This window comes from Streptomyces sp. NRRL F-5122, assembly GCF_001507435.1.
Classification (GTDB): domain Bacteria; phylum Actinomycetota; class Actinomycetes; order Streptomycetales; family Streptomycetaceae; genus Streptomyces; species Streptomyces lannensis.
In genome coordinates, this window is sequence record NZ_LMWH01000243.1 from 253,640 (window position 1) to 270,266 (window position 16,627).

At 70.2% G+C, this 16,627-nt stretch carries 14 protein-coding genes and 1 tRNA gene; 7 read left to right on the top strand and 8 right to left on the bottom strand.

Annotated features, from left to right (window positions below; all coding sequences use genetic code 11):
- Window positions 1-204: 204 nt before the first annotated feature.
- Together ADL25_RS28705 and ADL25_RS28710 are read left to right on the top strand one after the other, a co-directional pair.
- Window positions 205-1,587: an NAD(P)/FAD-dependent oxidoreductase gene (locus tag ADL25_RS28705; protein WP_079050625.1), complete on the top strand. Its 1,383-nt coding sequence runs from the start codon at window positions 205-207 to the stop codon at window positions 1,585-1,587.
- Between the two features lie 221 nt (window positions 1,588-1,808).
- Entirely contained in the window at window positions 1,809-3,104 is a 1,296-nt protein-coding gene (locus ADL25_RS28710) for an SAM-dependent methyltransferase (protein ID WP_059130739.1), read from the top strand.
- Window positions 3,105-3,167: 63 nt separating this feature from the next.
- On the opposite strand, the gene ADL25_RS28715 is transcribed toward ADL25_RS28710, so the two are convergent.
- Window positions 3,168-5,696, bottom strand: coding sequence for an ABC transporter permease (locus ADL25_RS28715; protein ID WP_059130740.1), 2,529 nt, complete (start codon window positions 5,694-5,696; stop codon window positions 3,168-3,170).
- Window positions 5,697-5,782: 86 nt separating this feature from the next.
- Window positions 5,783-6,553: an ABC transporter ATP-binding protein gene (locus ADL25_RS28720; protein ID WP_059130741.1), complete on the bottom strand. Its 771-nt coding sequence runs from the start codon at window positions 6,551-6,553 to the stop codon at window positions 5,783-5,785.
- 418 nt (window positions 6,554-6,971) lie between these two features.
- Between ADL25_RS28720 and ADL25_RS28725 the strand changes: the two genes are divergently transcribed.
- Window positions 6,972-7,057: transfer RNA gene (locus ADL25_RS28725), tRNA-Leu, on the top strand.
- A gap of 502 nt (window positions 7,058-7,559) precedes the next feature.
- Here the strand turns inward: ADL25_RS28725 and ADL25_RS49200 are convergent.
- The 3 genes from ADL25_RS49200 to ADL25_RS28735 form a co-directional block, all read right to left on the bottom strand.
- The gene (locus ADL25_RS49200; protein ID WP_147317925.1) at window positions 7,560-7,739 is read right to left on the bottom strand and encodes a hypothetical protein; all 180 of its coding nucleotides are present in this window, start codon (window positions 7,737-7,739) and stop codon (window positions 7,560-7,562) included.
- Window positions 7,736-8,320: a TetR/AcrR family transcriptional regulator gene (locus ADL25_RS28730; RefSeq protein WP_059130742.1), complete on the bottom strand. Its 585-nt coding sequence runs from the start codon at window positions 8,318-8,320 to the stop codon at window positions 7,736-7,738. Before ADL25_RS28730 ends, ADL25_RS49200 begins: the two co-directional genes overlap by 4 nt.
- Before the next feature lie 129 nt (window positions 8,321-8,449).
- Window positions 8,450-9,328: a helix-turn-helix transcriptional regulator gene (locus ADL25_RS28735; RefSeq protein ID WP_059130743.1), complete on the bottom strand. Its 879-nt coding sequence runs from the start codon at window positions 9,326-9,328 to the stop codon at window positions 8,450-8,452.
- 147 nt (window positions 9,329-9,475) lie between these two features.
- Here ADL25_RS28735 and ADL25_RS28740 point away from each other — a divergent pair, with 147 nt between their 5' ends.
- The 3 genes from ADL25_RS28740 (at window position 9,476) to ADL25_RS28750 (ending at window position 13,417) form a co-directional block, all read left to right on the top strand.
- Window positions 9,476-10,492 (top strand): aldo/keto reductase, encoded by a 1,017-nt coding sequence (locus ADL25_RS28740; RefSeq protein ID WP_059130744.1) that lies wholly within the window; start codon window positions 9,476-9,478, stop codon window positions 10,490-10,492.
- Between the two features lie 589 nt (window positions 10,493-11,081).
- On the top strand, window positions 11,082-12,257 hold the full coding sequence (locus tag ADL25_RS28745; RefSeq protein ID WP_059130745.1) for a 4-hydroxybenzoate 3-monooxygenase: 1,176 nt from the start codon (window positions 11,082-11,084) through the stop codon (window positions 12,255-12,257).
- A 275-nt stretch (window positions 12,258-12,532) separates the two neighbouring features.
- Window positions 12,533-13,417 carry a Bax inhibitor-1/YccA family membrane protein gene (locus tag ADL25_RS28750; RefSeq protein WP_059130746.1) on the top strand — a complete coding sequence of 295 codons (885 nt, stop codon included), beginning with the start codon at window positions 12,533-12,535 and terminating at the stop codon, window positions 13,415-13,417.
- Between the two features lie 126 nt (window positions 13,418-13,543).
- On the opposite strand, the gene ADL25_RS28755 is transcribed toward ADL25_RS28750, so the two are convergent.
- Window positions 13,544-13,771 carry a DUF4287 domain-containing protein gene (locus ADL25_RS28755; RefSeq protein ID WP_059130829.1) on the bottom strand — a complete coding sequence of 76 codons (228 nt, stop codon included), beginning with the start codon at window positions 13,769-13,771 and terminating at the stop codon, window positions 13,544-13,546.
- Window positions 13,772-13,872: 101 nt separating this feature from the next.
- Between ADL25_RS28755 and ADL25_RS28760 the strand changes: the two genes are divergently transcribed.
- Window positions 13,873-14,184 (top strand): hypothetical protein, encoded by a 312-nt coding sequence (locus ADL25_RS28760; RefSeq protein ID WP_181923066.1) that lies wholly within the window; start codon window positions 13,873-13,875, stop codon window positions 14,182-14,184.
- 31 nt (window positions 14,185-14,215) lie between these two features.
- Here ADL25_RS28760 and ADL25_RS28765 read toward each other — a convergent pair whose 3' ends face one another.
- Complete coding sequence (locus ADL25_RS28765; RefSeq protein WP_059130747.1) at window positions 14,216-15,034, bottom strand: hypothetical protein; 819 nt, start codon at window positions 15,032-15,034, stop codon at window positions 14,216-14,218.
- Between the two features lie 259 nt (window positions 15,035-15,293).
- The gene (locus tag ADL25_RS28770; protein WP_059130748.1) at window positions 15,294-16,514 is read right to left on the bottom strand and encodes an acetyl-CoA C-acetyltransferase; all 1,221 of its coding nucleotides are present in this window, start codon (window positions 16,512-16,514) and stop codon (window positions 15,294-15,296) included.
- Between the last annotated feature and the right edge of the window lie 113 nt (window positions 16,515-16,627).

Below are 16,627 nucleotides of genomic sequence, written 5' to 3' on the forward strand. Positions count from 1 at the left end.
GCGAGGGTGCGGAGTCGTCGTTCGGCGCCCCGAAAGCCTTGCGTGGCAGCTCACGTGGCCTTGACGGCCGTTCACCCCGCGAGGGGATGATGTCGTGACGGAATGACCTCCGTCACGCGAGCGGCGCAGTGTAGCAGACACCCCACCCAAGCTTGTGAAGGGGCGCACGAGCGACCCCCCTGGGGCGGGTGGATACTCGATGCCATGAGCACCACGGAGCGTCCCAGGATCCTCGTAGTAGGCGGTGGGTACGTAGGCCTGTACGCAGCTCGTCGCATTCTCAAGAAGATGCGCTACGGCGAGGCGACCGTCACGGTCGTCGACCCGCGCTCGTACATGACCTACCAGCCCTTCCTCCCCGAAGCCGCCGCCGGCAGCATCTCCCCCCGGCATGTCGTCGTCCCGCTGCGACGCGTGCTTCCGAAGGCGGAGGTCCTCACCGGCCGGGTCACCACCATCGACCAGGACCGCAAGGTCGCCTCGATCGCCCCGCTGGTCGGCGAGGCGTACGAGCTGCCTTTCGACTACCTCGTGATCGCGCTCGGCGCGGTCTCCCGCACCTTCCCGATCCCCGGCCTCGCCGAGCAGGGCATCGGTATGAAGGGCATCGAGGAGTCCATCGGCCTGCGCAACCACGTCCTCGAGCAGCTCGACAAGGCCGACTCCACGACCGACGAGGAGATCCGCCGCAGGGCGCTCACCTTCGTCTTCATCGGCGGTGGCTTCGCCGGTGCGGAGACCATCGGTGAGGTCGAGGACATGGCCCGGGACGCGGCCAAGTACTACAGGAACGTGTCCCGCGAGGACATGCGCTTCATCCTCGTCGACGCCGCCGACAAGATCCTCCCCGAGGTCGGCCCCAAGCTCGGCCAGTACGGCAAGGAGCACCTCGAGGGCCGCGGTGTGGAGATCTACCTCTCCACCTCGATGGAGTCCTGCGTCGACGGCCACGTGGTGCTGAAGAACGGCCTCGAGGTCGACTCCAACACCATCGTGTGGACGGCCGGCGTCAAGCCGAACCCGGCGCTCGCCCGCTTCGGGCTGCCGCTCGGTCCGCGCGGTCACGTCGACACCGCCGCAACGCTCCAGGTGCAGGGCACGGACTACATCTGGGCCGCCGGCGACAACGCGCAGGTGCCCGACCTCGTCGGCCGCAAGGCGGGCAACGAGAACGCCTGGTGCCCCCCGAACGCACAGCACGCGCTGCGGCAGGCCAAGGTGCTCGGCGACAACGTGGTCTCCGGTATGCGGGGCTTCCCGCAGAAGGAGTACAGCCACGCGAACAAGGGCGCGGTGGCGGGCCTCGGCCTCCACAAGGGCGTCGCGATGATCGTCATGGGCAAGATGAAGATCAAGCTCAAGGGCCGTCTCGCCTGGTACATGCACCGCGGTTACCACGGCATGGCGATGCCGACCTGGAACCGGAAGATCCGGATCTTCGCCGACTGGACGCTGGGCATGTTCCTCAAGCGCGAGGTCGTCTCCCTCGGCGCGATCGAGTCGCCGCGCGAGGAGTTCTACGAGGCCGCCAAGCCGGCGCCCGTCGCCGCCGCGGCCAAGACCGAGGAGAAGGCCAAGGCCTCCTGACCTCGGGTCCCCCGGCAACACCCGAAAGGGGCCGCCCGCCATCCGTGGTGCGGGCGGCCCCTTTCGGCGTGCACGCAGGCTTTTTGCCCAGCTGTAACGCCAACGGGGGACTGCGGGGCGGCCCTACAGGTGTTTACGTGGTGTAGAGCATTCCGGGATCGCTCTCCCCGAGCTATCGACTGTGTTCGAGCAAGGGGACGCCCCTATGGGAGGTGTGCACCATGGCCGACGCCGCGCCGCGGCTGAAGAGCCTCGTCGAACAACTGCTGGGAGCCCCGCTCCCTGTGCGCATCCGCGCCTGGGACGGTTCGGAGTCCGGGCCGCCGGGCGCTCCCGCCCTCGTCGTGCGCAATCGCCGTGCCCTGCGCCGTCTGCTGTGGAAACCGGGCGAGTTGGGCCTCGTCCGCGCCTGGGTCTCCGGGGATCTGGGGATCGACGGTGATCTGTACACCGCCCTCGACCTCCTCGCAGGGCTCATCTGGGAGCGCGGCGAAGACGCCCGCTCCCTCAGCCAGGCCGCCCGCGACCCGCAGGTCCGCGCCGCGGTACGCGGGCTCGCGAGGCTGGCCGGGCCCTTCCCGCCGCCTCCGCCGCCTCCCGAGGAGGTCCGCAGGGTCCGCAGCCACCTCCACACCCGGCGCAGCGACCGACGCGCCATCAGCCACCACTACGACGTCGGCAACGACTTCTACGAGATCGTCCTCGGCCCGTCGATGGTGTACTCCTGCGCCTACTGGGCGGGTCCCGGTTCCACCCTCGAGGACGCCCAGCGCGACAAGCTGGAACTGGTCTGCCGCAAGCTGGACCTGAAGCCCGGTCAGCGGCTCCTCGACGTCGGCTGCGGCTGGGGCTCCATGGCCGTGCACGCCGCTCGCGAGCACGGCGTGAGCGTCGTCGGCATCACCCTCTCCCAGGAGCAGGCCGTGTTCGCCCGCAAGCGGGTCGCCGAGGAGGGCCTGACCGATCGCGTGGAGATCCGGGTGCAGGACTACCGCGACGTCACCGACGGCCCGTACGACGCGATCTCCTCCATCGGCATGGCCGAGCACGTGGGCGCCGAGCGCTATCTGGGGTATGCCCGGGATCTGTACGCCCTGCTCAAGCCGGGCGGGCGGCTGCTCAACCACCAGATCGCGCGGCGGCCCCAGAAGGACGAGTCCGCCTACTCGGTCGACGCGTTCATCGACGCCTATGTCTTCCCCGACGGCGAGCTCGCGCCCATCGGCAGCACGGTGACTCAGTTGGAGCGCGCCGGGTTCGAGGTCCGCGACGTGGAGAGCCTGCGCGAGCACTACGCTCTGACCCTGCGCCGCTGGGTCGCGAACCTCGAGGCCGAGTGGGTGCGGGCGCAGCGCCTCACCAGCCCGGGGCGGGCCCGCGTCTGGCGCCTCTACATGGCCGCCTCCGCGCTGTCCTTCGAACACAACCGCATCGGCGTCAACCAGGTATTGGCGGTGCGGTCGCCCGAGTCGGGCGCGTCGGGCATGCCCCTGCGCGCCCGTACCTGGGGCGGGTGACCTTCCCAGGCACGGCGAAAGGGCCCCGTTCCGACTGCGGAACGGGGCCCTTTCGGTAGGCCGTCACTCCGACTTGATCGCCGTGAGCATGTTCAGACGGGCCGCGCGGCGGGCCGGCCACAGGGAGGCCAGCACACCCACCGTCGCCGCCAGGAGGAGGAAGACGGCCATGCGTCCCCAGGGCAGGATCAGCTCGTAGGTCGCCAGCTTCGTGCCGAGCAGTTCACCGGCGGCCCAGCCGAAGAACACCCCCAGGCCGACACCGAGCACACCGCCGAAGAGCGAGATCACAAGGGATTCCAGCCGGACCATCCGCTTGATGCCCCTGCGGTCGAGTCCGATCGCACGGAGCATGCCGATCTCCTGCGAGCGCTCGAAGACCGACATGGCGAGGGTGTTGATGACGCCGAGCACGGCGACGATCACGGCCATGGCCAGCAGGCCGTAGAGCATGTTCAGCATCAGCGTGAACATCTGGCCGATCCTGTTGGAGATGTCCTTCTTGTCCATGATCCTGATGGCCGGGTTGTCGCCGAGCGCCTTCACCAGCGCGTCCTTGGCCGAGGCGGTGGCCCCGCCGGACGTCTTGACCAGGACCTGCATGTCGGACGGCTCGGTCTGGTGCGGAGCGAGCGTCGCGGTGTCCAGCATGATGCCGCGCATCATCTCGGTGCTCCGGTAGACACCGGCGACCGTCAACTGCTGCTTCTTGCCGTCCTCGTACGACACCGTGAACCGGGAACCGGCCGTCCAGTGGTGGGACGTGGCGGTGTCGTGGTCGACGACGACCCGGGTGCCGCCGACCTCGAAGGTGCCGGCGTCGACCGCCAGCGCGGTCAGCTTGCCGATGGTGGCGCCGTCGACGCCGGTCAGGAACTCGGTCTCGCCGTTGATGCGCGAGGGCGCGTTGCGCAGCGGGCTGGTCGCGATGACACCGTCGGCCGACTTCAGCCTCTTCTCCACGTCGGGCGAGAGATCGTTGCCGTTCGCCATCGTCACCGCGTAGTCCGCCTTGAGGGCGGAGGACGCCATCTTGTCGATCGCGGTCTGCAGGCTTCCCGCCATCACCGTCAGAGCGGTGATCAGGGTCAGGCCGATCATCAGGGCCGAGGCGGTGGCGGCGGTGCGCCGCGGGTTGCGCACCGAGTTCTGCCGGGCCAGCTTCCCCGCGACCCCGAAGACACGCAGCAGAGGGGCCGCGGCCGCGATCAGCGGGCGGGACAGCAGCGGGGTGAGTACGAAGACGCCGATGACGAGGATCGCCGCGCCGAGCCCCATCGGGCCCTGGGCGTCCGAGGCGTTCAGCGTGGTGCTGTAGAGGATGACGGCGACGCCGGCCGAGGCCAGCAGGGCGCCGATCGTGTTCCGAAGGAGCAGGGACTTGGCGGTGGCCTTCGCGTGCAGGCTGCCCATGGCGGCGACCGGCGGGATCTTCGCGGCGCGCCGGCCGGGCAGCCAGGCGGCGAGCATCGTGATCAGGATGCCCACGGCGAAGGCCGTGGCGACGGTGCCCGGGCTGACGATGAGCGGACCGTCCGGGATCGTGCCGCCGAACCGGCTCACCAGGGTGCGCAGTCCGGCGCCGATGCCGATGCCGGCCACCAGACCGGTGACGGCCGCGACCGCGCCGACCACGAACGCCTCGATGAGCACGGACCGGGTGACCTGACGGCGGGACGCGCCGACCGCGCGCAGCAGGGCCAGTTCCTTGGTGCGCTGAGCGACCAGCATGGTGAAGGTGTTGGCGATGATGAAGGTGCCGACGAACAGCGCGATGCCCGCGAAGACCAGCAGGCCCGTGCGCAAGTCGCGCGTCGCCGCGGCGATCTGCTGCGCCTGGTCGTCGGCGAGTTGCTTGCCGGTGGTGGTGGAGGCGACATCCTTCGGCAGGGTCTCGTCGAGGGCGTTGCGCAGCGCGATCTGGCTCGTCCCGGAGGCGGCCTTCACATCGATCTCGTCGTACGAGCCGTCCTTGTGGAACAGGCGCTGGGCGGTGGCCGTGTCGAAGAGGGCGAGGCTGCCGCCCGCGGCCACGTTGCCGTCGTCGGTGGTGAAGACGCCGGCGACCTTCGGCGTCAGCACGGGGCCGTCGATGGAGAGCCGCACCGTGTCGCCGACCTTGTACCCGGCGCGCTTCGCGGTCTCGGAGTCGACGAGGACCTCGTCCTGCCCCTGCGGCGCGTGTCCGTCAACGATCGGATACCGGGGGTCCTCGGTCCCCCAGTAGTTCCCGCCCTGGGACTGGAAGTCACCGCCGATGAGCTTGCCGTCCTTGTCGGCGATGGCGGTGAAGCCGCTGACGACCCCGATGGCCGTGCCGGCGCCCGGTGCCTTGGCGGCCTTGTCCAGGAGCTCCGGTGTCAGCCGGGGTTGCTTGGCGATCGTGTCGCCGTGGGACGCCCGGCCCTCCGGCCGGATCGCCACGTCGACTTGGTCGAGGCCCTTGGCGGAACTCTTCTGGTAGGCCTCCGAGATGGTGTTGGTGAACACCAGGGTGCCCGACACGAAGGCCACGCCGAGCATCACGGCGAGCACGGTCATGAGCAGCCTGGCCTTGTGCGCGAGCACGTTGCGCAGGGCGGTACGGAACATTTGTCTGTCCAGGGCTGGGGATGCGGTGGATGGGTGGCCCCGAGGGGGCGGGCGGGGGCGGGCCCCGAGGGGATCTGCGCCCGGCGTCAGCTCGTGCGGCCCTTGGCGTCGAACCGCTTCATCCGGTCCAGCACCGCCTCCGAGCTCGGCTCGTGCAGTTCGTCCACGATCCGCCCGTCCGCCAGGAAGATCACCCGGTCCGCGTACGCCGCCGCAACCGGGTCGTGGGTGACCATCACCACCGTCTGCCCCAACTCCCGTACGGAGTTGCGCAGGAAGCCCAGAACCTCCGCACCGGAGCGCGAGTCGAGGTTTCCGGTGGGCTCGTCGCCGAAGATGATCTCCGGCCTGGACGCGAGTGCGCGCGCCACCGCGACGCGCTGCTGCTGACCGCCCGACAGCTGCGAGGGCCGGTGGCTCAGCCGCCCCGACAGCCCGACCATCTGGATCACGGTGTCCAGCCAGGCCTTGTCGGGCTTGCGGCCCGCGATGTCCATGGGCAGCGTGATGTTCTCCAGGGCGGTCAGCGTGGGCAGCAGGTTGAACGCCTGGAAGATGAAGCCGATCCGGTCCCGGCGCAACTTGGTGAGCTGCTTGTCCTTGAGGGAGCCGAGTTCGACGTCGCCGATACGGACGGAACCGGAGGAGAAGGAGTCGAGCCCGGCGACGCAGTGCATCAGCGTCGACTTGCCCGAGCCCGAGGGCCCCATGATCGCCGTGAACTGCGCCTGCTGGAAGTCGACGGTGACCCGGTCGAGGGCGACCACCTGGGTCTCGCCCTGTCCGTAGACCTTCGACAGATCCGTGGCGCGGGCGGCCACGGTGGTGGTCCGGTCGACGAGGGGAGTGCTGGTCACGGGAGGGTGCTCCTGTCGGGACGGCGACGGTGATGAAGACGTGTTCCATCGTCGCGGCCGATCGGCGGCGTGTAGTCACCCGCTGTTCCGGTTCCCGGGGCAGTCTCGAGTCGGACCGGCCCGTGTCCCGTCATACCTGGGTATGACGGGCTCCCCCGAGAAGGCGCCCGGGGGAAAGCGGTTGCTCATGTGCTGCGGGGCCCGTTCCACTGCCATCCATCGGGACGGTGAAATTCCGTCATTCCCCATGCACCGGCCCCGGCGGCCCGCGAGGCTATTGGCAAGTGCGGATGGCCCGTACCGAGTGCTGATGCACCCTCAGACATCAATAAAATAAGACAACATCGCGTCGCCCGCCCGCTGTTCGGGGGATGCGCCCCCGATAGGCTCGGAACGCTCGATGCGGCGCTCATGGCCTGCCCGGATGGTGGAATGCAGACACGGCGAGCTTAAACCTCGCTGCCCCTCGCGGGCGTACCGGTTCGAGTCCGGTTCCGGGCACCACCGCGTACTCGCGTGCTGACCTGGAGTGACGACCGGTCGGCGGTTCACTCTGCCGGATCCACGGGAACGTCCGGCCCCCGCCCTTCGGGGAACCCCTCCCTTGTACGGGAGTTCCGGCGTCGCCGCCTTGGCCCCACCGGACCTGCCGAAACGGTTCCAGGAGCCGTCCGGTCGACCTTGTCCGCGTCGTGCAGATCGCATCTCGACCGCCAACGGGCCAGTCCACCGGCGATGTCGTCGAGCGAATGAACCCACTCGCCCTCGCCCGATGTGCCGTGCCGGACGACTTCCGGACGATTCGGATCCCGGCAGAGGTCGAAACCATGCAGGTGCTGCAGGGCCGTGAGGACCAAAGGAGCGAGGTCGCACTCCTCCTCGTCCTCCACCCATGGAGCCGCCCATGAATGTACGGCCTCACGGGTCACCTCACCCGGGACCAGCGCCTGCCACCGAGCAGCCACGTCCTCACGGCTGGGCGGTGGTTGCGGCACTCCGGGTTCCCTCATGCGTCCACGATCGCGGTCGTGTGCTCCGGCGTCCCGCCCGAACGCAGCCGGGCGACGACCGCCTCGACCGCCTCGGTGACGTCCGGGGTCCGCACCCGGCTGCCGGCTTCGAGGTGGAACGGCGGCCGGCGTTCGACGATCGACCCGGGCACGGCATGGCTCGCTGTTCGTGTCATCCGGTCACGACACCGTGCAGGAGCAGGTCGATGAGTCTGGTGGCCAGGTCGCGTTGCTGCTCGCCGGCGGCCATGAGGCTGATTCCGCCGAGCGCCATCAGTACGTCCTGTGCGTCGACACCGGGCCGGGTCACCGAGGTGCCGGGCCCGGGGTCGAGGAGGTGGGCGATGGCGTCGGCGAGCAGGGCTCGGGTGTGCAGCTTCTCGTTGTCGTCGGTCAGCACCACGGCCAGTGCGTCGGCCATGCCCTGCTTGGCGGTCATGAAGTCGATGAAGTGTTCCATCCAGGTCCGCAGCGCGTCCCCGGGCGGCAGCGTGGCCGTCAGATGCGGCGCAGCCTCGCACAGGCGTTGCACTTCCTGCCGGTAGACGGCCTCGATGAGCAGTTCCTTGGAGGGGAAGCGGCGGTAGAGGGTGCCGACACCGACGCCGGCCGCGCGGGCGATGTCCTTGACCGAGGCGCCCGCTCCGTCACGGGCGAAGGCGGTGGCCGCTGCTTCCAGCAGTTTGTCCTCGTTGCGCTGCGCGTCGGCGCGCAGGGGCCGGCGGTGCCGTGCCGCGTCCCCCTCGTGGTCGGTCACTGCCGATGTCCTTCCTGCCGCCACCTGCAACCGGAACCCGTTCCGGATATGAGGGTACGTCGGCGCCCTCCGTGCCGCCAGGCGCCCCATGGCCTCACCGCCGCCGCCACCGCCACCGCCGGGTGCCGCTCAGCCGCGCGGCGGAAGCAGGGGGTGGCCCGGAGGGTGTGAAGGGGCGCTCCGGCCCGCGAGGAGCCTCATGCGCTCCTCGGAGGGGGAGCCGGGCTCGGCGGTGTAGATGCCGAGGGTCTGTTCGGGGTCGTCTGTGGCGGTGAAGGCCTCGTAGCCGAGGACGAGGTCGCCGACGAGGGCGTGGTGGTAGCGCTTGACGCCGTGGCTGCGCTGGAGGACGTCGTGGTCGGCCCACCAGCGGCGGAAGTCCGGATCGCGCAGGGAGAGTTCCTCGACGAGTTCGTCCAGGGCGGGGTCGTCGGGGTGGCGCCCTGCGTACAGGCGCAAAGAGGCGACCGTGCCGCGGGCGCCTTCCTCCCAGTCCGTGTGCAGCGCGCGCACCCGTTCGTCGAGGAAGAGGAGCCAGGCCATGTTGCGGTGGCGCGGGGGCAGCGCGTCGAAGTCGGTGTAGAGGGCCCGGGCGAGGTGGTTGGCGGCCAGCACGTCCAGGCGCCGCCCCAGCACCAGGACCGGAACCTCGGTGAGCGTGTCGAGCAGCAGCCGCAGGCCCGGGCGGACCCGCTGCGGCGCCGACGGGCGGTACCGGGCAGGGGTGGGCCGTGCGATCCGGAACAGGTGGGCGCGTTCCACGTCGCTGAGTCGAAGGGCGCGGGCGAGTGCCTCCAGGACCGCTTCCGAGACGCCCGCCTGGTGCCCGCGTTCGAGACGGATGTAGTAGTCCATGCTGACGCCGGCGAGCTGGGCGACCTCCTCGCGCCGCAGGCCGGGCACTCGCCGTGTACCGGGATGCGGCGGCAGCCCGGCCTCCTCGGGGGTGATCTTCGCGCGACGTGAGCGCAGGAACTCACGCAACGCCACATTCGGCTCACGACCCATGCGACCAGGGTAGATGCGGCGGTCCCGATACGGATCGGCGAAGGGGGCACTGCTGGACCCCCTGTTCGATCAGGCCTCTCACCTCCCTCGTCCGCCGTGCTTGGCTCGAACGCGGACACAACCACGAACACCAGGAGGTGATCTGCGATGAAGCGCAGGATTCTCGGCGGTACCGGCATGTCGGTGAGCGAGTACGCGCTCGGGGCGATGATGTTCGGAGCGATGGGCAACACCGATCACGACGAGAGCATCCGCATGATCCATACGGCCCTCGATGCGGGTGTCAATCTGATCGACACCGCGGATGTCTACTCCGCCGGGGAGTCGGAGGTGATCGTGGGCAAGGCCCTGAAGGGCCGCCGCGACGAGGTCGTGCTGGCCACCAAGTTCGGGCTCCCGATGGGGGAGGACGCCAACCACCGGGGCGGCTCGGCCCGCTGGATCCGTCGCGCGATCGAGGACAGCCTGCGCCGTCTGGACACCGATCACATCGACCTGTACCAGATGCATCGGCCGGACCCGGGCACCGATGTGGACGAGACCCTCGCCGCACTGTCGGACCTGGTCCGCGCCGGGAAGGTCCGCGCCGTCGGCGGTTCCTTCTTCGCCCCCGAGGAGACCGTGGAGGCCCAGTGGACCGCCGAGCGCCGCGGCCACCACCGCCTGCGTACCGAGCAGTCGCCGTACTCCGTCCTCACCCGGGGTGTGGAGAGCCGTGTGCTGCCCACGGCCCAGCGGTACGGCATGGGTGTGCTGACCTTCGGCCCGCTGAACTCCGGCTGGCTCTCCGGCCGCACCGACCCCACCGCGGGACACCGCAACGCGGGGCTCGGCGCGAAGATGTTCGATCTGTCCCGGCCCGGCGTCCGGGCCAAGGCCGAGGCCGTGCAGAAGCTCGGTGCCCTGGCGGCCGAGGCCGGTCTGCCGCTCGCCCACCTCGCCGTCGCCTTCGTACGTGCCCACCCGGCCGTCACCGCCGTGCTGATCGGCCCCCGTCGCCCCGACCAACTCGACGATCTCCTCGCAGGCGCCGATGTGGAACTCGACGGCGACGTCCTCGACCGCATCGACGCCATCGTGCCGCCCGGTGTCGACGTCAACCCCGACGACTTCTACATCGACCCCACCCCGCCCATCACCGACAAGCGCCTGCGCCGCCGCTGACGCACCGCGCCTGCATCGGCACGGAGGCGAAGCCGGAGGGCTCCGCCTCCGTGCCGATGCGCCGTCCGCCCGACTCGCCCGCCTCCCGACGCGGACCGGCCCCGCCGGGGCCTGCCGGCCCACGGCGGCGAGACCCGGCTGACGGCGGTTCAGCCGCCGCCGTGAGGCGGCCTGCCCGGGGGTGGGCCGATGGTGCGTCCCTCGCGCCCCGCGCGGTGTCCGGGGCACCTCCGGGCCATCCGTCGTCCACGACACACCGAACCGGACGCAGCGTGCCGGTCGTAGCCCGGCCTGCCGGATCCTGCACCTCCGTCCCCGGAGTGAGCTTCGAACACACCGGGGACGGGGGCGAATGGATGCCGCGGTCCACGCCGAGGGGCGCGGTCTCACCGCCCGGCGCCGTGGGGCCGGAAGAGCAACTCCCGTACGGTTCCTGCACATGGGCCGCCTGTGGTGGCCGGCGCACTCGGGTCCGCCGGTTGTGCGGGGCGACACCGTTGACAGCGGGTCCTCGCGGCCGGACACTCGGTCCAATGAGGTGAAATTAAGTTCACTGAGCGAACAAGTGTGAGTGCAAAGGGGCGCCGGGATGCGCACGACGGTCGGCATCATCGGAGCGGGACCCGCGGGGCTGCTGCTGGCGCGGCTTCTGCACCGGGCGGGCGTCGAATCGGTCGTACTGGAGAGCCGGGATCGGGATTACGTCGAGCAGCGGCAGCGCGCCGGGATCCTGGAGCAGGGCACCGTCGACGTGCTGCGGGCCGCCGGGGCCGGCGACCGCATGGACCGCGAAGGGCTGCCCCACGACGGGATCGAACTGCGCTTCGCGCGCCGCCGCCACCGTGTCGACTTCCCCGCCCTCACCGGCGGCAGGTCCGTGATGGTCTACGCGCAGACCGAGGTCTGCAAGGACCTCATCGCGCTCCAGTTGGAGGAGGGCGGCCCGCTGCTGTTCGGGGCGGAGGCGCTCGCCGTCGAGGACGCGGACACGGAGCGGCCCCGGATCCGCTTTCGCCACGAGGGCCGTGAGGACGTACTGGAGTGCGAGTACGTCGTCGGATGCGACGGCTTCTGGGGTGTGTCCCGCACGGCGGTGCCTTCCGGGGTCTCCCGTGTCTTCGAGCGCACGTATCCCTTCAGCTGGCTCGGCATCCTGGCCGATGTCGCGCCGTCGCACGACGAGCTCGTGTACGCGCGCCACGAGCGTGGCTTCGCCCTGCTGAGCATGCGCTCCCCGTCCGTCTCCCGCCTCTATCTCCAGGTGCCGGCCGGCACGGACGCCGGGGAGTGGTCCGATGACCGGATCTGGGAGGAGCTGGAGCGGCGCTTCGAGACCGCCGACGACTGGGCGCTCGCCCGCGGGCCGATCACCTCCAAGTCCGTGACCCCGATGCGCAGTTACGTCCACGAGCCCATGCGCCACGGACGGCTGTTCCTGGCCGGGGACGCCGCCCACATCGTGCCGCCCACCGGTGCCAAGGGGCTCAACCTGGCCGTCGGCGACGTGGTCACCTTCGCGCACGCCCTGGCGCACCAGCGGGAGACGGGATCGTGGGAGCGGCTCGACGCGTACTCCGAGACATGTCTGCGGCGGGTGTGGCAGGCCGAGCGGTTCTCCTACGAGATGACCTCGATGCTGCATCGTGCCCCGGATGCCACACCGTTCGACGAGCGGATACAGCTGGCCCGCCTGACACGGCTCACCGCCTCGCGCGCCGCCGAGACGGACCTCGCGCACGGTTACACGGGGTTTCCGCTCGAGTGATCGTCCGCGTCGGCGGCGGCGCCCCGCGATCACCCGGACGGCCGATGGCGCCGCGCCCGGCCGGCCGGGTCCCGCGCCCGCGGGATCAGCGGCCGGTCTCGACTCTGTCCCAGGTTGGTCATGGGCCGAGGGGGGTCCTCCCGGGGAATCAAGGACGCGCGTAGCGTGTTGCGCGCAAGGACGAGGGAAAGATCCTCCCCAAGCATTAGGGTCAATCCTTTGCCTACCTATTACTCTTGAGCCAAGGCCACGCAGGGTGGCCATGGAGGAGTGAAATGAGGAGCAGCAACCCGGTCTTCTCGCGACGGGGGTTCAGCCGCGACAACGGCTACGCGGGCTTCAACACCGCGCCGCAGGCCGGGGGAGCCGCCGTCGGCACGCAGGGCAACCCCTACGCGCAAGGCAGCCCTTACGCGCAGAACCCCTACGCGCAGAACCCCTACGCCCAGCAGCAGTACGGGGCCCCGCCGCAGGCCCCGGCCACCACCGGCCGGATGACGATGGACGACGTCGTCATGCGCTCGGCCATGACGCTCGGCACGGTCGCGGTGGGTGCGGTCCTCGCCTGGGCCCTGCTGCCGGTCTCGTCCACCAGCTACGGTCTGGCGATCGGCTCGGCGCTCATCGCGTTCGTGCTGGCGATGGTGCAGTCCTTCAAGCGCACCGCCTCGCCCGCGCTGATCCTCGGGTACGCCGCCTTCGAGGGCGTCTTCCTGGGCGTCATCAGCGAGATGTACAACGCGCAGTGGAACGGCGCGCCCTTCCAGGCGGTGCTCGGCACGATGGCCGTCTCCGGCGCGACCCTGCTCGTGTACAAGGCGGGCTGGGTCCGGGTCACCGCCCGGTACGCCCGGATCGGTCTCGCCATCGCCGTGGCCTTCGTTCTGGTCATGGCGGTCAACCTCCTGCTGGTCGCCTTCGGGGTCGCCCCCGACGGCGGTCTGCGCAGCATGGGCCCGCTGGGCGCGATCGTCGGCATCATCGCGATCCTGCTCGGCGCGTTCTTCCTCACCCTCGACTTCAAGCAGATCGAGGACGGCATCGCCTACGGCGCGCCGCGCGAGGAGGCCTGGCTGGCCGCGTTCGGCCTGACCATGACCCTCGTGTGGATCTACGTGGAGATGCTGCGGCTGGTCGCCATCTTCAGCAGCAACGACTGACCGCGCCCGCGCCCTTTCGGGGCGCGGGACGCCCGAGGCCACGAAGGGCCCGTGAACCCCTCTCCGGGGTGCACGGGCCCTTCGTCGTGGTGATGCCTGATCGCGGACGGAACCGGTGGTGCGCGCTCAGAGCAGTTTGCGTGCGGCCCTTCTCAGGTCGTACTCATGGATGATCGCCTTGGCGTGGCCGTACGCGAGATTGTGCTCGTGCCGGAGCCAGGTGACCTTCTCCTCGAAGCCGAGAGCGGGGCCTTCGTCGACGGTACGAAGCCAGTCGGACACTTCACGACCGGTGCAGTGGGGGATGCGGGCGAGCAGATTGCGATGGGTCTCCTCGGAGAAGACTTGGGACATCGGCGCCTCCGGACGCACTCGATGAAGCCGGTCCTTCAGGTCACCGTGCCTGAGCGTTCGCCTGTTGGCAACAGTCCTGCCCCAACGCGTACTCTCGCGGCGTGCTCGATACGACGCCTTTGACCCAGGCAGTGGATCACTTCGCCGACCGCTTGCGGGCCGCTCCGCAGAGTCGGCTGCAACGCGGCGCGGCGGCCGAGGCTCTGGCTCTGGCCAGGGAGTTGGCGCGCCGTGCGCAACTCCTCGAGGAGCCTTCGGCCGAGCCCCGGGAGATGCCCGACGCGGGCATGTTCGCGGCGGCCGACCAGATCACGGTGGCCGGACACGACCTGGCGGTCGTCCTGGAGGACGCGGCGCAACTCGCCGAGGCGGTGGCGCTCGTGGGGGAGGCACAGAAACGCGCCGGGGTGTGACGTCCGGCGTCCGGAACCGATACGACGGCTGCTACAGCGACGCGATGACCCGGTCCGCCAGGATGTAGACGGTCTCCTCGCCGCATGCGAACGTCAGTGTGTACGCGCCCGAGACGCCCGAGCCGCCCAGCAGGACCGGGGTGTGGCCGTCGTCGAGAGCGTCGGCCAGCCGCTCGGCGGTCTCGCGGTGGCCCGGTGTCATGCACAGCGTCGTGCCGTCCGCGAAGACATAGACGTCGAGGGTGCCCAGCGGGCCCGGGCGGACGTCGGTCAGCTCGGTCCGCGCGGCGGCCAGTTCCTCGAGGCACGCGACCGTGCGCTCGTGGTCGTTCACGACCGGGGACGGGGCCGGTACGAAGTCCGGGTGCGAGGGGTGGCGGCGGCGGGCGGCGGCCAGTTCCGGGGACTCCCCGCTTAGGACTCCCTCCGCGGCGGTGCCGCCGGCGAACTCGCTGTCGTCGGATGCGGGCTCGATCACCGGCTCCAGGCTGTCGTGCTCCAGGCCCGCGAAGTCCGACTGGCGGGGCAGGAAGAGGTCGTTGTCGGACAGCCCGAACAGGGAGGGCGCGTCGGCGATGTCACGGGCCTCCTGGGCGGCCCAGAAGGCGCGCGCCTCGGCAAGCTCGCGCTCCCGCTCGTCGGCCAGTGCCTCGGCCACGGCGGCGCGAATCTCCTCCGCGTCGGCGGTGGAGCGGGCAGCGGGCACGACACCGCGCGGCTGCGTGGCGCGGCTCTCGGCGAGTTCGGCCTGCAGGGCAGCGAACTGCCGGCGCAGCGCCCGCACGCTGCACAGGACGGCGACGCCCACACCCGCGGCTGCGGACGTGGTGAGCAGCAGAGCTATCGGCATGGCGCTCACTGACGTACTCCCGGTTCAAAGTCGACCCTCGACTTCCTACATCAGCTTGAAGGGTGGACTATCCAGTTGTCAGTGCGTAACGTCACGAAACGGACAGGAACCCGGGGGTGGGGTTTATTCATGAAACTGCCGTGACCTGCGTAAACCCCCTTCAGGGGGAGATAGGTCACATCCTGGGGGAGATTGGATCACAAAACGGCCCGAAGCCCTGAGGGAAGGGAGCTCCGGGCCGTCGTACGGAGTGCCGCGGTCAGCTGAGGCGCTCGATGACCATGGCCATGCCCTGGCCGCCGCCGACGCACATCGTCTCCAGGCCGAACTGCTTGTCGTGCCACTGGAGGGAATTGATCAGCGTGCCGGTGATACGGGCGCCCGTCATGCCGAAGGGGTGGCCGACGGCGATGGCGCCGCCGTTGACGTTCAGCTTGTCCAGTGGAATGCCGAGGTCGCGGTAGGAGGGGATCACCTGGGCGGCGAAGGCCTCGTTGATCTCGACGAGGTCGATGTCGTCGATGGTGAGGCCGGCGCGCTTGAGGGCCTGGTTGCTGGCCTCCACCGGGCCGTAGCCCATGATCTCGGGGGACAGGCCGGAGACACCGGTGGAGACGATCCGTGCCAGCGGCGTCAGCCCCAGCTCACGGGCCTTGGTGTCGCTCATGATGATCACGGCCGCGGCCCCGTCGTTCAGGGGGCAGCAGTTTCCGGCCGTGACAAGGCCGTCGGGGCGGAAGACCGGCTTCAGCCCGGCCACGCCCTCCAGGGTGACGCCGGCGCGCGGACCGTCGTCCTTGCTGACGACCGTGCCGTCCGGGAGGGTCACCGGGGTGATCTCGCGCTCCCAGAAGCCCTTGGCGATGGCCTGCTCGGCGAGATTCTGGGAACGGACGCCGAACTCGTCCATCTCCTCGCGGGTGACGCCCTTCAGCCGGGCGAGGTTCTCGGCGGTCTGCCCCATCGCGATGTACGGGTCGGGGAGGAGGCCGTCCTCGCGCGGGTCGTGCCAGCCGGCTCCCTCGGACGCGGCGACGGCGGCGGTGCGGGCCTCGGCGTCGGCGAAGAGGGGGTTGTGGGTGTCGGGGAGGCCGTCGGAGGTGCCCTTGACGCTGCGGCTGACCATCTCGACGCCGGCGGAGATGAACACATCGCCCTCGCCGGCCTTGATGGCGTGCAGGGCCATGCGGGAGGTCTGCAGGGAGGAGGAGCAGTACCGGGTGACGGTGCACCCCGGGAGGTGGTCCATGCCCATCTGCACGGCGACGATGCGGCCGAGGTTGTGGCCCTGCTCGCCGCCGGGGAGGCCGCAGCCGAGCATCAGATCGTCGATGTCCTCGGGGTCCAGCCCGGGGACCTTGGCCAGGGCGGCCTGGATGACGGTGGCGGTGAGGTCGTCCGGACGCAGGTCCTTCAGGGAGCCCTTGAAGGCACGGCCGATGGGCGAGCGGGCGGTCGACACGATGACGGCTTCGGGCATCACGGCTCCATTGCACGAGGGAGGCAGGGCTGTGGGGGAAGTTACCCGTACGTACGGAAGAGGTCACGGGAAGTGGGGTGTGACTCGGACCGCACTTTTCTAAGCGCTTGCTT